At 64.4% G+C, this 17,363-nt stretch carries 11 protein-coding genes and 4 pseudogenes; 6 read left to right on the top strand and 9 right to left on the bottom strand.

The window, feature by feature from the left end; all coding sequences use genetic code 11:
* The 3 genes and pseudogenes from ACFDR9_RS22920 to ACFDR9_RS22910 all read right to left on the bottom strand — a co-directional run.
* Positions 1-473 (bottom strand): annotated as a pseudogene (locus ACFDR9_RS22920) (reverse transcriptase domain-containing protein); the annotation flags it as partial.
* Between the two features lie 314 nt (positions 474-787).
* A complete protein-coding gene (locus tag ACFDR9_RS22915; protein WP_017875934.1) occupies positions 788-1,291 on the bottom strand; it encodes an SRPBCC domain-containing protein in 504 nt (167 codons plus the stop codon).
* Positions 1,292-1,410: 119 nt separating this feature from the next.
* The gene (locus ACFDR9_RS22910) at positions 1,411-1,551 is read right to left on the bottom strand and encodes a hypothetical protein (protein ID WP_409032478.1); all 141 of its coding nucleotides are present in this window, start codon (positions 1,549-1,551) and stop codon (positions 1,411-1,413) included.
* Between the two features lie 419 nt (positions 1,552-1,970).
* Here ACFDR9_RS22910 and ACFDR9_RS22905 point away from each other — a divergent pair, with 419 nt between their 5' ends.
* The gene (locus tag ACFDR9_RS22905; RefSeq protein WP_409032477.1) at positions 1,971-6,335 is read left to right on the top strand and encodes a DEAD/DEAH box helicase; all 4,365 of its coding nucleotides are present in this window, start codon (positions 1,971-1,973) and stop codon (positions 6,333-6,335) included.
* Between the two features lie 200 nt (positions 6,336-6,535).
* Here ACFDR9_RS22905 and ACFDR9_RS22900 read toward each other — a convergent pair whose 3' ends face one another.
* Complete coding sequence (locus ACFDR9_RS22900; protein WP_017875937.1) at positions 6,536-9,121, bottom strand: bifunctional aconitate hydratase 2/2-methylisocitrate dehydratase; 2,586 nt, start codon at positions 9,119-9,121, stop codon at positions 6,536-6,538.
* Positions 9,122-9,528: 407 nt separating this feature from the next.
* On the opposite strand from ACFDR9_RS22900, the gene ACFDR9_RS22895 reads away from it, so the two are divergent.
* Together ACFDR9_RS22895 and ACFDR9_RS22890 are read left to right on the top strand one after the other, a co-directional pair.
* Complete coding sequence (locus ACFDR9_RS22895) at positions 9,529-11,760, top strand: NADP-dependent isocitrate dehydrogenase (protein WP_026132702.1); 2,232 nt, start codon at positions 9,529-9,531, stop codon at positions 11,758-11,760.
* Between the two features lie 28 nt (positions 11,761-11,788).
* Complete coding sequence (locus tag ACFDR9_RS22890) at positions 11,789-11,941, top strand: hypothetical protein (RefSeq protein WP_157406517.1); 153 nt, start codon at positions 11,789-11,791, stop codon at positions 11,939-11,941.
* A gap of 8 nt (positions 11,942-11,949) precedes the next feature.
* Here the strand turns inward: ACFDR9_RS22890 and ACFDR9_RS22885 are convergent, their stop codons facing one another.
* The 3 genes and pseudogenes from ACFDR9_RS22885 to ACFDR9_RS22875 all read right to left on the bottom strand — a co-directional run.
* Complete coding sequence (locus tag ACFDR9_RS22885) at positions 11,950-12,786, bottom strand: helix-turn-helix transcriptional regulator (RefSeq protein ID WP_017875939.1); 837 nt, start codon at positions 12,784-12,786, stop codon at positions 11,950-11,952.
* A gap of 140 nt (positions 12,787-12,926) precedes the next feature.
* On the bottom strand, positions 12,927-14,342 hold the full coding sequence (locus tag ACFDR9_RS22880) for an MFS transporter (RefSeq protein ID WP_409032476.1): 1,416 nt from the start codon (positions 14,340-14,342) through the stop codon (positions 12,927-12,929).
* A gap of 255 nt (positions 14,343-14,597) precedes the next feature.
* Positions 14,598-14,772 (bottom strand): annotated as a pseudogene (locus ACFDR9_RS22875) (transposase domain-containing protein); the annotation flags it as partial.
* Positions 14,773-15,045: 273 nt separating this feature from the next.
* Here ACFDR9_RS22875 and ACFDR9_RS22870 point away from each other — a divergent pair.
* The 3 genes and pseudogenes from ACFDR9_RS22870 to ACFDR9_RS22860 all read left to right on the top strand — a co-directional run.
* Positions 15,046-15,348, top strand: coding sequence for a transposase (locus ACFDR9_RS22870; RefSeq protein WP_269746237.1), 303 nt, complete (start codon positions 15,046-15,048; stop codon positions 15,346-15,348).
* A pseudogene (locus tag ACFDR9_RS22865) lies at positions 15,345-15,671 on the top strand (IS3 family transposase); the annotation flags it as partial. The gene ACFDR9_RS22870 and the pseudogene ACFDR9_RS22865, both read left to right, overlap by 4 nt.
* An 8-nt stretch (positions 15,672-15,679) precedes the next feature.
* Positions 15,680-16,039 (top strand): annotated as a pseudogene (locus ACFDR9_RS22860) (LysR substrate-binding domain-containing protein); the annotation flags it as partial.
* A 181-nt stretch (positions 16,040-16,220) separates the two neighbouring features.
* Here ACFDR9_RS22860 and ACFDR9_RS22855 read toward each other — a convergent pair.
* Entirely contained in the window at positions 16,221-16,586 is a 366-nt protein-coding gene (locus ACFDR9_RS22855; protein WP_017875945.1) for a DUF86 domain-containing protein, read from the bottom strand.
* On the bottom strand, positions 16,583-16,873 hold the full coding sequence (locus tag ACFDR9_RS22850) for a nucleotidyltransferase family protein (protein ID WP_026132703.1): 291 nt from the start codon (positions 16,871-16,873) through the stop codon (positions 16,583-16,585). Before ACFDR9_RS22850 ends, ACFDR9_RS22855 begins: the two co-directional genes overlap by 4 nt.
* Positions 16,874-17,363: the final 490 nt, after the last annotated feature.

Raw genomic sequence — 17,363 nt, 5'->3', positions numbered from 1 at the left:
CCTTGCGGCGTGCCCCGCTCGCGTTCAGCCACCACGCCCTGATGCATGATGCCGGCGTTGAGGTAGGCACGGATCAGCCGCAACATGCCGGCGTCACCGATGCGCTTGCCCAGCCGGTCCATCAGCACATCGTGGTTGACGCGATCAAAGAATTTCTCCAAGTCGACATCCACCACCACCCGATAGCCTAGTTGCACATGCTGCTGTGCAGCGAGCACGGCGTCGCGGGCGCGACGCCCCGGACGAAAGCCATGGCTGTGTTCACTAAAAGTAGGATCGAGCAGCGGTTGCAGCACTTGCAGAACAGCCTGTTGAATCAGCCGGTCGACTACGGTGGGTATCCCCAACTCCCGTTCGCTGCCGTCTGGCTAGGGAATGCCGACGCGACGTACCGGACTGGGCCGGTACGTGCCTGCCATCAATTCTCTCCTGATGTTCGGCAACGCGCTCACCAAATAGCGCTCGTCCTGCTCGGCAGCGCCTTCTATCCGATTCTTGTACATCGGCTCGCAGTTTCGATCCACGCTTCCTCTCCACGGTCGGTCGCCCTTCCGCAGTTGCGCTTCACTTCGCTCCCTGTGGTCAGCTCGCGACGGGACTTGCACCCGCAAGAGTGCGCCCATGCTGGGCGCACAAAAAAAACCCGCCGATGAGGCGGGCTGAATCCAATTCTTGGAGGAGTTGGAGGAGACAGATCAATTATGCTGCGCCGCCACATATTTTGCCAATTTTTAATTGTAATGAGATGTATCACCGGGCTGAATAACACCCCGGCCCCCCGCCCTGCTCAGGCACGCGCCAAGTAATCGGCAAGCTGATCGAACGTGCCGCCGTACCCCTGCTCCAGCGACGGACGCGAATCTTCGAAAAATTGGCGCTCGACGTCGAGCGCGCCGAACGGCTGCGCATGCAAGGTGACGGTGGTCTGGCCGTCCTGCTCGGTGAAGGTCACGGAGTTTTGGATTTCGAGCGGGCAATCTTCGCTAAACGGCGCCCGGGCAATGCCGCCACTTTCGTTGGCAAAGGAATTTAGCCACACGATGCTTTCCCGCTCGACGATCTGGCGATAGTTGAAGCGCCCCCACCACGTCAGCGCGCCGTCGAAATTCATGGCGTAATGAAAAAATCCCCCCGGCTGGAACTCGAAGCGCAGGACCTCGATTGCGCAGCCATTCGGCCCCCACCACTGTTGCAGCTGAGCGGAGTCGCTCCAGGCTTGCCATACGACGTCGCGGGGCAGCTTGAAGTGGCGGCTGATGACGAACGCGGCATTGCCATTATTTTCAGGCATTTTTCTTTCCTTTCATCGGTGCTAATTGGGTTGATTGTAAGAAAACGCCGAGCCGGTCGAAGCTCTATCGCCATATGCGAATATAATTCCCGCGCGCCCACGCGTCAAGACGCGCCTTCTTACCGGCCGGCAAGGCCCAGCGCGACCGCGGTGCGTTTGATCAGTTTGCCGGCCGGGCAGGCTTTGGACAGGAAACAGCTGGCGCCGCTAACGAAGGCGCGCTGGCGCATGGCGGCCTTCGCCGAATCGAACGCCAGCACCCGGCAAGCGTGCGAGCGGACGGAGCCGCAGATGGCCTCGCGGATACCCTGGTTGTCGTCGACGATGCCTAGAGTATAAGAAGCGAAAAACGGGAGGGGCGCCAGGCCCGTCCGCAGGGAGACTGGCGATCGCGTCCGCCGCGCGCTTGCACCAGGCATAGTCCGGCGCGGTGAGCCACCCCATGCCTGTATACAAGGACGCCGTTTGCGCACGACCGCTCTGGACATAGTAGGTATTGTCATGCCTCCAGTCTGACCGCGGAACAGGCAGCCGCCCTTCACATCCAGCAGATAGGGCATCTTGGCCGCCGCGCCGGGGAAAGCGCACCGCGCCCACTGCGGCGACAGCCAGCGGCATTGACGGCGCAAACGCGCTCCCCGCGCTTGCCATCGGCGCCGTCGTCCCCATCTGCGACCGCATGGACAAGCGCGTACCCATCGACGACATGTGGCAGGGATTCCATCCGGCGGTTGCCGCGTGGTTCCGCTCGACCTTTGCGGCCGCGACCGAGGCGCAGCGGCGCGCCTGGCCGCTGATCCAGGCCGGGCGCCCGACTCTGGTGGCCGCCCCCACCGGCTCTGGCAAGACGCTGACCGCCTTCCTGGCCGCCATCGACGCGCTGGTGCGCGAGGGCCGCGCCGCGCCGCTGCCGGACGCCACGCAGGTGCTGTATGTGTCGCCGCTGAAGGCGCTGTCGAACGACATCCGCGTCAACCTGCAGGGGCCGCTGGAGGGGATCGACCGGCAACTCCACGCGCTGGGCCTGCCCGGGCACGGCATCCGCAGCGCCGTGCGCACCGGCGACACCACCACGCCGGAGCGCAACGCAATGCGCAAACGCCCGCCGCACATTCTCGTCACCACGCCGGAATCGCTGTACGTCCTGCTCGGGTCGGACAGCGGCCGCGCCATGCTCGCCGGCGTGCGCACCGTGATCGTCGACGAGATCCACGCCGTGGCGGGCGGCAAACGCGGCAGCCACCTGGCGCTCAGCCTGGAGCGGCTGGACGCGCTGTGCGCGCGGCGGCCGGTGCGGGTGGGCTTGTCGGCCACCCAAAAGCCCCTGGCCGCCGTGGCCGACTTCCTGGTGGGGCGCGCCGGCGGCGAGTGCGCCGTGGTCGACGTCGGCCATGTGCGCGCGCGCGACCTGGCGCTGGAACTGCCGCCGGTGCCGCTGGAGGCGGTCATGCCGAACGAGGTGTGGGAGCGCGTCTACGACCGCATGGCCGAACTGGTGGTGCTGCACCGGACCACGCTCATCTTCGTCAACACGCGGCGCATGGCCGAGCGCGTGGCGCGCCACCTTGGCGAGCGCCTCGGCGCGCAGCACGTGGCGGCGCACCACGGCAGCCTGGCCAAGGAATACCGGTTGGCCGCCGAACAGCGCCTCAAGGGCGGCGAGTTGCGGGTACTGGTCGCCACGGCGTCGCTGGAGCTGGGCATCGACATCGGCGCCGTCGACCTGGTGTGCCAGGTGGGCTCGCCGCGCAATATCGCCGCGCTGCTGCAGCGCGTGGGGCGCTCGGGCCACCAGGTCGGCGGCATGCCCAAAGGCCGCCTCTTCCCCACCTCGCGCGACGACCTGGTCGAATGCGCTGCGCTGCTGGACTGCGTGCGGCGCGGCGAACTCGACGCCCTGCGCATCCCGGCGGCGCCGCTGGACGTGCTGGCGCAACAAATCGTCGCCGAGGTGGCCTGCCGCGAATGGGCCGAGGACCAGTTGTTCGACATGCTGCGCCGCGCGCAGCCCTACGCGCAACTGCAGCGCAGCCGCTTCGACGCGGTTCTGCGCATGCTCGCCGAAGGCTACGCCACGCGCAACGGCGTGCGCGGCGCCTACCTGCACCGCGACGCCGCCAGCGGCACGCTGCGCGGACGGCGCGGCGGCAAGCTCACCGCCGTCACCTCCGGCGGCACCATCCCCGACAACGCCGACTACACCGTGCTGCTGGAACCGCAGGGCCAATCCGTCGGCACCGTGAACGAGGACTTCGCCGTCGAGAGCATCGCCGGTGATGTTTTCCAGCTCGGGAACACCTCCTACCGCATCCTGAAGGTCGACACGGGCAAGGTGCGCGTCGAGGACGCCCGCGGCGCCGCGCCCAACATCCCGTTCTGGCTGGGCGAGGCGCCGGGCCGCAGCGACGAGCTATCGGCCGGCGTGGCGCGCCTGCGCGCGCAGCTCGACCATCTGCTGGGCCAAGCGGCCACGCCGGGCGGCGCCGGCGCGGCGCTGGAAGGCGCCGTCGCCTGGCTGCAGGAGAGCCTCGGCCTGGACGACAACGCGGCGCGGCAGATCGTCGACTACCTGGCCCGCTCGCGCGCCGCCCTGGGCGCCCTGCCGACCCAGGACACGTTGGTGATGGAGCGCTTCTTCGACGAAAGCGGCGGCACGCAGCTGGTGTTGCACGCGCCGTTCGGCAGCCGCGTCAACCGCGCCTGGGGGCTGGCGCTGCGCAAGCGCTTCTGCCGCAGCTTCAATGTTGAATTGCAGGCGGCCGCCACCGAGGACGCCATCATCCTGTCGCTGCCGGACAGCCACAGCTTCCCGCTCGACGAAGTGTGGCGCTACCTGCGTTCGGGCAGCGCCGAACAGATACTGGTGCAAGCCCTGCTCGAGGCGCCGCTGTTCAATGTGCGTTGGCGCTGGAACGCCACCACGGCGCTGGCCCTGCCGCGCTTTAGCGGCGGACGCAAGGTCGCGCCCCAGTTGCAACGCATGAAAAGCGACGACCTGCTGGCGGCGGTCTTCCCCGACCAGGCGGCCTGCCTGGAAAACCTCGTCGGCGAACGCGAACTGCCCAACCATCCGCTGGTGCAGCAGACCCTCGACGACTGCCTGCACGAGGCCATGGACTGCGAAGGCTGGCTGGCCCTGTTACGCCGCATGGAGGCGGGCGAAGTGCGCCTGCTGTCGCGCGACCTGCCGGCGCCCTCCGCGCTGGCCATGGAAATCCTCAACGCCCGTCCCTACGCATTCCTCGACGACGCGCCGCTGGAGGAACGCCGCACGCAGGCAGTGCAGCGGCGGCGCTGGAGCGACCCCGCCTGCGGCGACGACTTGGGGGCGCTGGACGCCGGCGCCATCGCCGCCGTGGCGCAGGAGGCCTGGCCGCGCGCGCGCAATGGCGACGAGGTGCAGGAAGCGCTGGTCGCGCTGGCCTGCCTGACGCGCGCCGAAGCGCTAGCGCAGGAAGGCTGGCAGGCCTGGCTGGAGGCCTTGGCCGAGGGCGGCCGCGCCACCCGCCTGCGCGACGACGACGGCGCCGATTTTTGGGTTGCGCTGGAACGGCTGGCCTGCGTGCAGGCCGCCTACCCGAGCGCGCGCGCCAGTCCCGCGCTCGCCATACCCGACAGCCACCGCGGCGACGGCGACGCGGACTGGACGCGCGACAGCGCCCTGGTCGAGATCGTGCGCGCCCGCCTGTCCGGCTTCGGCCCGCAGCCGCTGGCCGCCATCGCCGCCGCGCTGGCGCTGCCCGAAGGCGCCGCCGGCATCGCGCTGGCCAGTCTGGAAAGCCAGGGTTACGTCATGCGCGGCCACTTCACCCCCGGCGGCGTCGCCGAGGAATGGTGCGAGCGCCATCTGCTGGCGCGCATCCACCGCTACACGATCAAACAACTGCGGCGCGAAATCGAACCAGTCGAACAACGCGATTTCATGCGCTTCCTGTTCGACTGGCAGCACCTGTCGGCCCAGACCCAACTGCAGGGCGAGGACGCGCTGGCGCAAGTGCTGGCGCAATTGGAGGGCTACGAGGCGGCCGCCGGGGCATGGGAAAACGACTTGCTGGCGCTGCGGCTGCGCGACTATTCAAGCCTGTGGCTGGACCAGTTGTGCCGCGCCGGCAAGGTAGTTTGGAGCCGCGTCGGCGCGCCGCTCTCGGCGGCCGGCGGCCCGGTGCGCGGCACGCCCATCGTGCTGCTGCCGCGCCGCCAGAACGCCTTGTGGCACGCCCTGCCCGGCCCGCCCGGGCAAGCCGACATGTCGCCGCGCGCCGCCGCCGTGCTGGCGGCCTTGCAGCGCGACGGCGCCATGTTCTTCGACGAATTGCAGCACGACGCCCGCATCATGCTGCCGCTGGAGCTGGAAACCGCGCTCGGCGAGCTGGTGTCCACCGGCCTGGTCAACGCCGACAGCTTCGCCGGCATGCGCGCCATGCTGCAACCGGCCGGCAAGCGCGCCGGCAACGACAAGCGGCGCCGCCGCGGCGCCGGTCCGACGATGGAAGAAGCCGGACGCTGGGCGCTGGTGCGCCGCGGCGGCGCCGACGCCGCCGCCAACGCGCCGGACGCCGCGCGGACAGCGCCGCGCAAGCCGCGCCTCGCCGCCGAAACGCTGGAGCACGTGGCGCTGACCTTGCTGCGCCGCTACGGCGTCATGTTCTGGCGCCTACTGGAGCGGGAAGCGGCGTGGTTGCCGTCGTGGCGCGAGTTGCTGCCCGTGTACCACCGCCTGGAGGCGCGCGGCGAGATCCGCGGCGGGCGTTTCGTGGCGGGCTTCTCGGGCGAGCAATTCGCGCTGCCCGAGGCCATCCCGCTGCTGCGCGCCGTGCGACGCCGGCCCTGCGACGGCGACCTGGTGTGCATCTCCGGCGTCGACCCGCTCAACCTGTGCGGCACGCTGCTGGCAGGCGAGAAGGTCCCGGCCCTGTCCGGCAACCGCGTCCTGTTTCGCGACGGCCTCGCCGTGGCGACTATCATTGCCGGAAAAATCGGCTACCTGTGCGACCCGGCGGGCGAGCGCGAACGGCTGCACGCGCGCCTGGTCGGCCGGCGCTGAAGGCGCATCGCCGCCGGCCGCGCGCCGACGACCAAGAGTTTGCTATCCAGCCGGAACTAGTCAGGCCATCTCCTTGGCAAGGATAGCGCGGGACACCGGATGATCACATTCGCGAGCGCACATAAAAACTCCCCGCGGCGTCGTGAACGCGGCGGGGAGTCGGGCAGAGCGCGGCGGCGCGACGGCGCCGGCGCCTTCATTTACATCGCGACGGTATCGGCAACGTCGCTGAATTCCTTGATCTTGTCGAAATTCATGTAACGGTAGATATCCACGGCGTTCTTGTCCAACGCGCCGATGTTCGCCATGTACTCCGCCTTGGTCGGGATTCTGCCCAGAATCGCGCAGACGGCGGCCAACTCGGCCGAGCCGAGGTAGACCTGCGTATCCAGACCGAGGCGGTTGGGGAAGTTGCGGGTCGAAGTCGACATCGCGGTCGAGCCCTTGCGCACTTGCGCCTGGTTACCCATGCACAGCGAGCAACCCGGCAATTCCATGCGCGCGCCGGTGCGGCCCAGCGTACCGTAATGGCCTTCGGCCATCAGTTGCTGCTGGTCCATCTTGGTCGGCGGCGCGATCCACAGGCGCACCGGAATGTCGGTCTTGCCTTCGAGCAGCGTCGACGCGGCGCGGAAGTGGCCGATGTTGGTCATGCACGAGCCGACAAACACTTCGTCGATCTTGGCGCCGGCCACATCGGAGAGCATTTTCACGTCGTCCGGATCGTTCGGGCAGGCGACGATAGGCTCATGGATATCGGCCAGGTCGATTTCGATGACGGTGGCGTATTCGGCGTCGGCGTCCGGCGCCAGCAATTGCGGGTTGGCCAGCCAGGCTTGCATGGCGACGATGCGGCGCGCCAGCGTGCGCTTGTCTTCGTAGCCGTTGGCAATCATCCACTTCATCAAGGTGATGTTCGAATTCATGTATTCGATGATCGGCTCTTTATCCAAATGCACGGTGCAACCGGCGGCGGAACGCTCGGCCGACGCGTCCGACAACTCGAACGCCTGTTCAACTTTGAGTTGCGGCAAGCCTTCAATCTCCAGGATACGGCCGGAGAAAACGTTTTTCTTGCCTTGCTTCTCGACCGTCAGCAAACCCTGGCGGATCGCGTACAGCGGAATCGCGTTGACCAGGTCGCGCAGCGTGACGCCGGGCTGCATGGTGCCCTTGAAACGCACCAGTATCGATTCCGGCATGTCCAGCGGCATGACGCCGGTGGCCGCGGCGAACGCGACCAGACCGGACCCGGCCGGGAAGGAAATGCCGATGGGGAAACGGGTGTGCGAATCGCCGCCGGTGCCCACGGTGTCAGGCAACAACAGGCGGTTCAGCCAGGAGTGGATCACGCCGTCGCCCGGACGCAGCGACACGCCGCCACGGGTCGAGATGAAGCGCGGCAAGGTCTGGTGGGTGACGACGTCGACCTTTTGCGGATAGGCCGCGGTGTGGCAGAACGACTGCATCACCATGTCGGCCGAAAAACCCAGGCAAGCCAGGTCTTTCAGTTCGTCGCGCGTCATCGGCCCGGTGGTGTCTTGCGAACCGACGGTGGTCATCTTTGGTTCGCAGTACGTACCTGGGCGAACGCCCTGCCCTTCCGCCAGGCCGCAGGCGCGGCCGACCATTTTCTGCGCCAGCGTAAAGCCCTTGGTCGACGCGGCCACGTTTTGCGGCAGGCGGAACAGCGTGGAGGCAGGCAGGCCGAGCGCTTCGCGCGCCTTGGCCGTCAAGCCGCGGCCGATAATCAGTGGAATGCGGCCGCCGGCGCGCACTTCGTCGAAAATCACGTCCGACTTGACGGTGAATTCGGCGATGACGGCGCCGTTCTTGAGCGCCTTGCCTTCATATGGGCGCAACTCGATGACGTCGCCCATGTCCATCTGCGTCACGTCGAGTTCGATCGGCAGCGCGCCGGCGTCTTCCATCGTGTTGTAGAAGATCGGGGCGATCTTGGTGCCCAGGCAGAAACCGCCGAAACGCTTGTTCGGGATGAAGGGAATGTCTTCGCCGGTGAACCACAACACGGAGTTGGTGGCCGACTTGCGCGACGAACCGGTGCCGACGACGTCGCCGACGTAGGCGATCAGGTGGCCCTTGGCCTTGAGGGCGTCGAGTTGCCTGAGCGGGCCGATCTTGCCCGGCAGGTCAGCTTCAATGCCCGGACGCGGGTTCTTCAGCATCGCCAGCGCGTGCAAAGGAATGTCCGGACGGGTGGTGGCGTCCGGCGCCGGCGACAAATCGTCGGTGTTGGTTTCGCCGGTGACCTTGAAGACGGTCAAGGTCTGGCTTTGCGGCACTTCCGGACGCGAGGTGAACCACTCGGCGTCGGCCCACGATTGCAGCACGCCCTGGGCGTTCGCGTTGCCCTTGTCGGCAAGTTCCTTAACGTCATGGAAGAAATCGAATACCAGCAGCGTCTTCTTCAAGCCTTCGGCGGCGACGGCGCCGACTTCGGCGTCACCGAGCAAATCGATCATCGGCTTGACGTTGAAGCCGCCCAACATCGTGCCCAGCAAATGGGTGGCGGTGGCGCGCGAGACCAGCGCGCAAGCCAGCTTGCCCTTGGCGACCAGGTCCAGGAACGTGGCCTTGATCTTGGCGGCGTCGTCGACACCGGCGGGAACGCGGTGGGTCAGCAGGTCGACCAGGAACTGCTGTTCGCCTTGTGGCGGGTTCTGCAGCAGGGCCACCAGTTCTTCGGTTTGCTTGGCGGACAGGGGCAGCGCGGGGATACCGAGGGCTGCGCGTTCGGCGACGTGTTGGCGATATTCTTGGAGCATGGATAGTCTCACATGTTGTTGGTTTAAGATTCGGCGCGCACTCCTGCCAGGGCCGTTGCCTGCTGCAACCCTACCCTGCTGGATGCCTGAATTTTTCAGCAAAAAAAGACCGGCAGCCCACCAGAAGTCGATGCGACTGTAAAATTATACCATTGTTCCCGGCAACTCTTCTATATGACATAAGAGTATACCGACAAACCTTGACGGCGAGCAACATCTCAAAAACCATGCCGTGCCATGTCATGGCAGGGTTTACGCCAAATTTTAGTGGGAACCGTCTAAAATAAGCACTTGGGCCGGAATGGCCTCAACGCCAACACAGTCGCCGCCCAGAACAAGAACGACCTCCATGTGCCTGAAACGGGTAATTCAATTACCGGGCACCGACCGCATACAAGGGAATAACCATGGCAACACAGAAATCAAAAATCATCTATACATTGACTGACGAGGCGCCGCTGCTGGCGACCTATTCCCTGCTGCCCATCATCAAGAAGTTCACCGAGCAGGCCGGCGTCGATGTCGTCGTCAGCGACATTTCGGTGGCGGCGCGCGTGCTGGCCGAATTCCCGGAATACCTGAGCGACGAGCAAAAAGTCCCGAACACCCTGGCCGAACTGGGCGCGCTGACGCAAAACCCCGACACCAACATCATCAAGCTGCCGAACATCAGCGCCTCGGTGGGCCAACTGATGACCTGCGTGCGCGAACTGCAAGCGCGCGGCTACAATCTGCCGGCCTATCCGGAAGACGCCAAGACCGACGCCGAGAAGGCGCTCAAGGCCCGCTACGGCAAATGCATCGGCAGCTCGGTCAACCCGGTACTGCGTGAAGGCAACTCCGACCGCCGCGCGCCGAAGGCCGTCAAGGAATTCGCGCGCAAGCACCCCCATTCGATGGGCGAGTGGAGCCAGGCATCGCGCACCCACGTCTCGCACATGCACCACGGCGACTTCTACCACGGTGAAAAATCGCTGACGCTGGAGCGCCCGCGCGACGTCAAGATGGAACTGATCACGGCCTCGGGCAAGACCGTCGTGCTGAAACCGAAGGTGTCGCTGCAAGCCGGCGAAATCATCGACAGCATGTTCATGAGCAAGAAGGCCTTGCTCGAGTTCTACGAGAAGGAACTGGAAGACGCGCGCAAGACCGGCGTCATGTTCTCGCTGCACGTCAAGGCCACCATGATGAAGGTGTCGCACCCCATCGTCTTCGGCCACTGCGTGCGCATTTTCTACAAGGACGCGTTCGCCAAGCACGCCGCGCTGTTCGATGAACTGGGCGTCAACGTCAACAACGGCATGAGCAACCTGCTCGACAAGGTCGCCACGCTGCCGACCTCGCAACGCGAAGAGGTGCTGCACGACCTGCACGCCTGCCTCGAGCACCGCCCGGAATTGGCGATGGTCGATTCGGCCAAGGGCATCACCAATTTCCACTCGCCAAACGACATCATCGTCGACGCGTCGATGCCGGCGATGATACGTTTGGGCGGCAAGATGTGGGGCGCCGACGGCCGTCCGAAGGACGTCAAGGCGGTCATGCCGGAGAGCACGTTCGCCCGCATCTACCAGGAAATGATCAATTTCTGCAAATGGAACGGCAACTTCGACCCGCGCACCATGGGTACCGTGCCGAACGTCGGCCTGATGGCGCAGCAAGCCGAGGAATACGGCTCGCACGACAAGACCTTCGAAGTACCCGAAGCCGGCATTGCCAACATCACCGACCTGGCCACAGGCGAAGTGCTGCTGACGCAAAACGTCGAAGAGGGCGACATCTGGCGCATGTGCCAGGTCAAGGACGCGCCGATCCGCGACTGGGTCAAGCTGGCCGTCAACCGCGCCCGCAACTCCGGCATGCCGGCCGTGTTCTGGCTCGACTCCTACCGCCCGCATGAAAACGAAGTGATCCAGAAGGTCGAAGCCTACCTGAAGGACCACGACACGCAGGGCCTGGACATCCAGATCATGTCGCAGGTGCGGGCGATGCGCTACACGCTGGAGCGCGCCATGCGCGGCCTCGACACCATTTCGGTCACCGGCAACATCCTGCGCGACTATCTGACCGACCTGTTCCCGATCATGGAACTGGGCACCAGCGCCAAGATGCTCTCCATCGTGCCGCTGATGGCCGGTGGCGGCATGTACGAAACCGGCGCCGGCGGCTCGGCGCCGAAGCATGTCAAGCAACTGGTGGAAGAGAATCACCTGCGCTGGGATTCGCTGGGCGAGTTCCTGGCCCTGGCGGTGTCGCTGGAAGACCTGGGCATCAAGACCGGCAACGCCAAGGCCATAATCCTCGCCAAGACGCTGGATCAAGCCACCGGCAAGCTGCTCGACAACAACAAGTCGCCGTCGCCACGCACCGGCGAACTCGACAACCGCGGCAGCCATTTCTACCTGTCGCTGTACTGGGCGCAGGCATTGGCCGCGCAGACCGACGACGCGGAACTGAAGGCGCATTTCACGCCGTTGGCGCAAGCGCTGGCGGAAAACGAGACGAAGATCGTCGACGAGTTGAAGGACGTGCAGGGCAAGCCGATGGACATCGGCGGCTACTACCTGCTCGACGCGGCCAAAACCGAGGCGGTGATGCGTCCTAGCGCCAGCTTCAACGCGGTGTTGGCGACCGTGTAAAGACGACGCGATAAACGGCGCGGCCGGCATGGCGGGCAAGGATGCCCGCCAGCGCCGCGCCGCCGCCATTGCCGCGCGGCTGTGGGCGTTTATCGCTCATGCGGTGCCCGGCCCCAAAAAAAGCCTCGATAAATTCGAGGCTTTTTTATACATTGCCAACGATATGTTGTCTACTCGATAATAATGTCATCATTTGATAACATTGAAAGATAGAATTTGCGTCGGGCACGGCTCCGACTGAGCGGACAAGCTCCGATAGTCGCTCGGGCTCAGGCTCGACGCGACTTTCATCGCGTGGCTGAAATGCGCGGAATCGTAGAACCCGGCGGCCAGCGCCACCTCGATCAGCGAAGTGTGGGTGTTCCTGAGCATGTCGGCTGACAAACAAACACGCACCGCCTGCTTAATCCGGCCGAAAGTGATGCCATCGCTGTGGAGTTGCCGTTGCAGTGTACGCCGCGAGCAGCCGAGGCGCTCGGCGCATTCGGTCAGATCCGCTTCCGGCGCTTGGTACAGGGCCTCGGTCACGTCGGCCAGCGAGCTTCCCTCCAGACCGATGCGGCAGGCGATCACGAGCAATCGTCGTTCGCCGGCGGGCCGTGCGGCGGCGCCGGCGGCCTTGCGCAAATGCTCGATGAAGGTGAGCATCACGCGTTGCCGCAACTGACTGTCGGCACCTTGTTGGGCATACCGCTTGGTATCGATTCCGGGTGCGGCTATCATGGTCTTGACGCCCAGCGACACCCGCCGATTGATACCGTTCCAGCGCGTGGCGAATTGATCGGCGCCCTTCGATGTCTGGATCAATTCCGACAAGGGATTGACGTCACACGCCAACAGCGACTTGACGTGCTCCGACAATTCGCGGTCCCCGGGCGGCGACTGTTCCGCGTCGACCGCCCTGCGCACGTACTCATCATGATGGACGAAACCGTTGACGGCGCTCATCACCGCATACGAAAATAAGCGCCCCGGCGACGCGTCGACAGGCTTCAGCGCTTGCGTCAGCAGGTGATAGCTAAGCATGATTCTCCTGAATATCCGTTCATTTCAAGCCGATTACCTCGACACGGGCCGGCCCCAGCCAGTCCAATGCGATCGAAGTCGCGCAGCGCCAATTCTACCGCAGCGCTGATCGGGCCGGCCTCGGTGACGTCGGGTGCGGCTCAACGGGCCTTGGCCGGGACCGCGGCGATCGAGTAGTCGCTGGGCAAGAACAGGGTTAGGATGGCGCAGACGATGAACACCGGCCCCAGGACGGAAAAGACGTTGCGCAGCGTATCGTGGGCCTTGCTCTCCGTTTCCAGCGCGAACTGCATGGCGGCCAGCGCGTTGATCCCCAGCGCCGCGCCGACGTTGCGCAGCAGTTGGATGGTCGAGGTATAGCTGGCCACGGCCTCGGCCGGAGCCTTGTTTTGCGCCAGCACCACGGCGCCGACCGCGACGCAGCCCATGCCAAGACCGATGAACAGTTCGGCCACGGCGATCGCCTGCCACGGCAACACCGTGCTGCCCAGGGACAAGGTGAACGCGCCTATGCCCAGCCCGATGGCGCCGGCGAATACCAGGGCGCGATAGCCGACGCTTTGGATCCTCATGCCGCACACGGCCGAGCTGACCACGAAGCCGAGCGCGGCCAGCAGCACGATGACACCGGTTTGCGCGCCGCTGATGGCGTGGCTGGCATGCAGCGCAATCGGCACCAGCGTGATCGACGCATACAGGGCGATACTGCCGCACACGACGATGATCATCGCCGCGCTCAGGGCGCGGTCGCGGAAGAAAGCCGGCGGAATCGGACTGGACGCGGGCCGCGAGCGGATCCGCAGCGCCAGCGCCAGCATCCCGAGCAGGGACAGCGCCAGCATGGACCAGAACGTGGCGCGGCGCAGGTCGACCTGCCCCGCCGACAGGGCCACCATGACGCCGAGCACGACGACGGCGAAGTAGAATTGAGCGACGTAATCGACCGGCACGCCGCGGCGCACATGCACGCTGAGCGCTTTGGAACGCAACACCAGCAGGCACACCAGGCCGACCGGCATATTGATCAGGAAGGCCGCCCGCCAGCCGAACGCATGCGTGAACAACAAGCCGGCCAGCGGGCCGACGATGGCGGCCACGCCCCAGACGATGCTGACCATGCTTTGTACCTTGCCGCGCTTTTCCGCTCCGAAGAGTATCGCCAGCGACGCGTACGAAAGGACGATGATCATGCCGGCGCCGGCGCCCTGCACCAGACGCGCGCCGACCAGCATGAGCATGTTCGGCGCCAGCGCGGCCGCGCCGGACCCGGCCAGGAAGATCAGGATCGCCCAGGTGAGGATCGATTGCACGCCATAGCGGTCGGCGAGCGCGCCGGTCAGCGGCCCGAACAGGGCCATGGTCACCATGAAGCCCGACATCAGCCATGGAAACAAATCGTGTCCGCCGATCGACTCGGCGATCACGGGCAACAGGGTGCCGATAATGGTCGTATCGGTGGCGGCCAGGAACAGAACCGCGAGGATGGCGAACGCGACCCGGGTGTTGGGGGGACTGGAGGCCTCGGAGAGGGTGGAGGACTGCTTACTTGACGACATGAATTTTCTCCCTGGTGGTTGATGCGGTGATACGGGCGGACGCTCTGGCAAAGAGAGCGCGACGCGACCCCGCGCCATGCGGCGTGGGGCAGCCAAAAGTCTGTCCGCGCGAATTGGGATGAGTATTCCAGCGACGGCCGCCGCAGGCTTGTATATCGGTGCCAAGGCGCACGGGACCGGCAATCAAATTGAGCAATCTCATACCCGTGGCCCGAAACTTCATGCCCCACTGTCGTAAGCGGTAAGCCGACGGCGTTATTGACTTGACTGGCGTTCGTTGCGTTGGTAAAGGTCGGAGCGCAGTGGATTCTTGGCGAACATCGTCTTCCACACGCGCGGCGTGAGTTGTTCGACCAACGACGCGGGGTGTTGGCCCACGCGCTGCAACACGTCGACCAGGTGGCTCGTATGGATCGACATCGTGCAGGCGCACATGCTGGCCGGCGCGGCCTGGCGAATGCATGAAGCAAATCTCGTCGCGTTTGACAGCAAGCTCGCGCGAGCTCAATATTGTCGCCAGCACGGCTTGAAGGTGAACTTGTTCCTGTACCGGCTCAGGCGCCATCGGAGCGCGCCCGCCAAGCCCCTGACGAACATTCCCGTCAGCGTCGAGACGGTCCCCCGCAGCCGGCGCGGACTTGGATTGAAGAATGGAATTAAGCGGCGACCTGGCCCGATTGAGCACTGATTCAACACTGCCGAAGTGGATCTTGGAGTTGGCCGATCGCCTGGTCAGGGAGGCGCAAATACGGCCCGCTTGAACGCCGAACTGCACACGGCTTATATCAAGGTCCAGGCGTTGACATTGGAGCTGGCGCATCATCGGCGCATGCGTTTCGGCGCCAAGGCCGAGGCGCTCTCGGTCGAGCAGCGCGACCTGACCCAGGAAACGTGGGAGTCGGATCTGGCCGAACTGGAGGCCCGGATCGATGTGCAGGGCGCGTCAAACCGGCCTGAGTTAACGTTGGAAGATGGTAGTGCTGAACGCTTACCATGGCGTAGGTGACCGACATCACGTACATCCGCACAGGCGCCGGCTGGCTGTATCTGGCCACCGTGCTTGACCTGTTCGCACGCAAGGTCATGAGCCATAAAAGCAATTGCTGAGACAACGCCGTCGCCGAACGCTTCTTCTTGAATCTCAAGATGGAGCGCGTCTGGCAGCGCCAATATGCCAACCATGCCGAGGCCAAGGCCGACATCACGGACTACATCGTCGGGTTCTACAACTGCAAGCGATTGAATTCAGTACTGGGCAATCTGCCGCCCGCCGCCTACGAGCGGGAAATGGCAAAAAACGCCCCTATTGTTGTGTCCGAAATTACTTGACCACCGCAGACTGGGTCGCGTCGCTGTCGCAACAGCCGTTCGTGCGCTACGACCGCGCTTCGTTCGGCGGGCGCGAGGTTGACCGCTTCCTGCGGAAAATGCATCTCCCGCTACGGGAAATATGCGAAATCGACGACCTGGACGCCATCGTCAAGCTGGTGGCCAACCGGGTGGGCGTGGCATTGGTACCGCAAGCGGCGGCGCAGCGGCGCCGGCCGGCTGCGGTACGCGCAGTCGACCTGGGACAACACACTTTTCATCGGGACATCGGGCTGGTGCACCGGTCGCTGGCCAGCCTGAGCGGCCCCGCGCGCATACTGCTGCAACTGATCGCAGGCCAGGTCCAGGGTCTCCAGCCGGCGCGGTGACGCGGCGAACTGACGTGATGTACGCGCTACGCTCAAAGCACCCGCATCGCAGCCGGAGCAAGCCATTCCAATACGCAAAAGCCCTCACCAATGGCAAGGGCTTGTGCGGTTTTTCAGCAGTCTGAGCCCTCTGAAAACGGGGCTTCGATATTTGTGCTCGCATATCAGAAACAGTTCGGGTTCATACTCGCGCCAAGCCAACAACGACATTCCGCACCTGAACATGCAGCATGGGAAGGTCCGCCTGGATGGTCTTCCAGACGATTTCGTAATCGACTTTGAAGTAGCCATGGGCCACCGCATTGCGCATCTGATAAGCGAATGCCAGCGGCAATTGCGGATGCTTCGCGGCGAACTCCGGGTAGTGTTTTTGGATGTTATTGCTGGCTTCGCCAAGGATCTCGAGGTTGCGGATTACGGCATCCTGCACCAGCTCGTTTTGCAGAAAACCGACTTCATCCAATTCCTCGGTGTAACGACCGATCCGCTCTATCGCCTGCAGTATATGCGCCAGGTAGTCAGCCAGGCGCCGCTGGTCTTTGCTCATATCGCGACGGCTTCAGCCAACACGCTAGCCCGGAATTTCTCCGGCAATCCCTTCGGGGTCAGGACGTCGACCGGCACGCCTAATAGTTGCAGCAACTCATGACGGATGGCGCCGATGTCGAACAGCGTCGTCTCCGGCGTTGGATCAATCAGAATATCCAGGTCGCTATCCTCCGTGTCACTGCCATGCGCGACCGAACCGAAGACGCGGGGATTCAGCCCGCGATGTCCCTCTACTATGCGACGAATCGCTTCCCGATGTGCTTGCAGTGCGGTGGATGGTTTCATAGCGAGCGAGGAGGAGTCATTCCAAACCATGTGGGACAAGGGCGATTGTACCATCAGGTCATATGTATATTCGCAGACCCGACCCACCTGCCGGCTTATTCAGTTCCAATTGACTTTCAGAGCCCCCCCCCCCCCTGCCCGTTGCTGGGACAATCACGCACCGCCGCCGTGCACTCAACAAGTTATGCAGCAGCGCAAGGACGCTTGGCCAAAGCCCCCCTTGTCCTTGCCGAAAAAAACCGCCATTTACGCTCGATCAAGGCAGCCGATACATTCATCGGCTAGGAGTCTGCGCGGCAGACAATTCTTGCGCTGACCATGTCACGCGCTTCTTTGCCGGCGTCGATAGTGATTCACTTTCGCACTCGAAAGTGGAATGAAATAGGAGCCTGAGGGTGGGGATTGGACGGACTTTCGCCCTTTCAGGTCTTACGCGGACAGCATTTTCGCCATGCGCCGCAGGTTCAGCGCGGTGCAGACGAGTTTCCAC

Origin of the sequence: Janthinobacterium sp. CG_23.3 (genome assembly GCF_046115965.1) — a bacterium.
Lineage (GTDB): Bacteria > Pseudomonadota > Gammaproteobacteria > Burkholderiales > Burkholderiaceae_D > Janthinobacterium.
Note: the sequence above shows the minus strand (reverse complement) of the source record. Positions and strands in the feature narration are given on the sequence as shown.